The sequence below is a fragment of the Streptomyces sp. NPDC052701 genome (assembly GCF_040678355.1).
Classification (GTDB): domain Bacteria; phylum Actinomycetota; class Actinomycetes; order Streptomycetales; family Streptomycetaceae; genus Streptomyces.
Map to the genome: position 1 here is coordinate 115,549 of NZ_JBFATO010000005.1, position 2,704 is coordinate 118,252.

The 2,704-nt window shown below is 71.6% G+C and carries 2 protein-coding genes; both read left to right on the top strand.

The window, feature by feature from the left end; genetic code table 11:
- The first annotated feature begins 187 nt into the window (after nucleotides 1–187).
- On the top strand, nucleotides 188–964 hold the full coding sequence (locus AB0L29_RS08850; protein WP_365824845.1) for a fumarylacetoacetate hydrolase family protein: 777 nt from the start codon (nucleotides 188–190) through the stop codon (nucleotides 962–964).
- Complete coding sequence (gltX, locus tag AB0L29_RS08855; RefSeq protein ID WP_365824847.1) at nucleotides 957–2,480, top strand: glutamate--tRNA ligase; 1,524 nt, start codon at nucleotides 957–959, stop codon at nucleotides 2,478–2,480. Before AB0L29_RS08850 ends, gltX begins: the two co-directional genes overlap by 8 nt.
- Nucleotides 2,481–2,704: the final 224 nt, after the last annotated feature.

The window sequence follows — 2,704 nt, forward strand, 5'->3', positions numbered from 1 at the left end:
GGTGGGAGGGGTGGTCCCGGACGGCGGGCTTCTCCCACACCGACACGTGGCGGACGCTCTCGCCGGTGAACGGTGCCCGCCCCCTCCACGGCGGGGGCGCCCCTCGGCATGCACGGACCGCGGCCCCCGCCCGCGTTAGCCTGGAGCGTCAGACTCCAGCCAGCTCAGTCAAGGGGCCAAGCAACCCGTGCGCATCGCCAGGTTCTCCATCGACGGGAACGTCGCCTTCGGCGCGGTCGAGGGCGACAAGCAGGACGAGCTCGTCCTGGACATCATCAAGGGCATCCCGTTCGCGGACTTCGAGCTCTCCGGTACGAAGGTCCCGGTGAGCAAGGTCAGGCTGCTGCCGCCGGTGCTCCCCAACAAGGTCGTCGCCTTCGGCCGCAACTACGCCGAGCACGCCAGGGAACTGGGCAACGAGGCGCCCGACGCCCCCTTCGCCTTCTTCAAGCCCGCCACCTCGGTGATCGGCCCCGGCGACGAGATCCAGTACCCGTCCTTCTCCCGGGAACTGCACCACGAGGCCGAGCTGGCCGTGGTCATCGGCCGGATGTGCCGCGAGGTCCCGCGCGAACGCGTCAAGGACGTGATCTTCGGCTACACCTGCGCCAACGACGTCACCGCGCGCGACGTCCAAAAGCGCGAGAAGCAGTGGGCGCGGGCCAAGGGCTTCGACACCTCCTGCCCGCTCGGCCCCTGGGTGGAGACCGACCTCGACCCCTCGGACCTGACCATCCAGCTCACGGTCGACGGGCAGCAGCGCCAGCTCGGCCGCACCAGCGAGATGATCCACTCCATCGAGGACCTGATCGTCAACATCACCGAGGCCATGACGCTGCTCCCCGGCGACGTGATCCTCACCGGCACCCCCGCGGGGGTCGGACCCCTCAACGTCGGCGACGAGGTCGCCGTCACCATCGAAGGCATCGGCACTCTCACCAACAAGGTTGTCAAGCGTGGCTAGCGCATCAGGCTCCCCCTCCCCCAAGTCCTCGGCTCCGCTCGGACAGGGGGCACCCCCACGCGTCCGTTTCTGCCCCTCGCCCACCGGCAACCCCCACGTGGGCCTGGTGCGCACCGCCCTGTTCAACTGGGCGTTCGCCCGGCACCACGGCGGCACCCTGGTCTTCCGCATCGAGGACACCGACGCGGCCCGCGACTCGGAGGAGTCGTACCGGCAGCTGCTCGACTCGATGCGCTGGCTGGGCTTCGACTGGGACGAGGGCCCCGAGATCGGCGGCCCCCACGCGCCGTACCGCCAGTCGCAGCGCATGGACCTCTACCGGGACGTCGCGAAGAAGCTGCTGGACGGCGGCTACGCCTACCACTGCTACTGCTCCCAGGAGGAGCTGGACACCCGCCGCGAGGCCGCCCGCGCCGCCGGCCGGCCCTCCGGCTACGACGGCCACTGCCGCGAGCTGACCGCCGAGCAGGTCGAGCGGTACCGGGCCGAGGGCCGCGAGCCGATCGTCCGCTTCCGCATGCCCGACGAGACGATCACCTTCACGGACCTGGTCCGCGGCGAACTGACCTTCACCCCGGAGAACGTCCCGGACTACGGCATCGTCCGCGCCAACGGCGCCCCGCTGTACACGCTGGTCAACCCGGTCGACGACGCCCTGATGGAGATCACCCACGTCCTGCGCGGCGAGGACCTGCTCTCCTCCACCCCGCGTCAGATCGCCCTGTACAAGGCGCTGATCGAGCTGGGCATCGCCCGGCGCATCCCCGAGTTCGGCCACCTGCCGTACGTGATGGGCGAGGGCAACAAGAAGCTCTCCAAGCGCGACCCGCAGTCGAGCCTGAACCTCTACCGCGAGCGCGGCTTCCTCCCCGAGGGCCTGCTGAACTACCTCTCCCTGCTCGGCTGGTCCCTCTCCGCCGACCGGGACGTCTTCACGATGGCCGAGATGGTCCAGGCCTTCGACGTCGCGGACGTCAACCCCAACCCGGCCCGCTTCGACCTCAAGAAGTGCGAGGCGATCAACGGCGACCACATCCGCCTGCTGGACGTGAAGGACTTCACCGAGCGCTGCCGCCCCTGGCTGCAGCCGCCCTTCGCCCCCTGGGCGCCGGAGGCCTTCGACGAGGCGAAGTGGCAGGCCATCGCGCCGCACGCGCAGACCCGCCTGAAGGTGCTCTCGGAGATCACGGACAACGTCGACTTCCTGTTCCTGCCGGAGCCGGTCTTCGACGAGGCGTCCTGGAACAAGGCCATGAAGGAGGGCAGCGACGCGCTGCTGCGCACGGCCCGCGAGAAGCTGGAGTCGGCCGACTGGACCTCGGCGGAGTCCCTGAAGGAGGCCGTCCTGGCCGCCGGCGAGGCCCACGGCCTCAAGCTCGGCAAGGCCCAGGCCCCCGTCCGCGTCGCCGTCACCGGCCGCACGGTCGGCCTGCCCCTCTTCGAGTCCCTGGAGATCCTGGGCAGGGAGAAGACCCTGGCCCGCATCGACGCGGCCCTGGCGAAGCTGACGGCCTAGCCGTACCGCACCGGGCGGGCGCCGCCCCGCCCGGTGGACCCGGCCTGTGCCCCCAGCCGTCGTCCGGAGTTCACCCTCCCCCGAGGTCCGCTCCCACAGCGGGCGTCGGACGACCGCGGACGCACGGGCCGTGCCGGCCGCGGGGTGCGGGGGGGGGGGCCGCGGGCCCGGGGCGAGGGAGAGGCGGCCGGGGCCCCCGCGGGGGGCCGGCCCGGGGGGGCGGC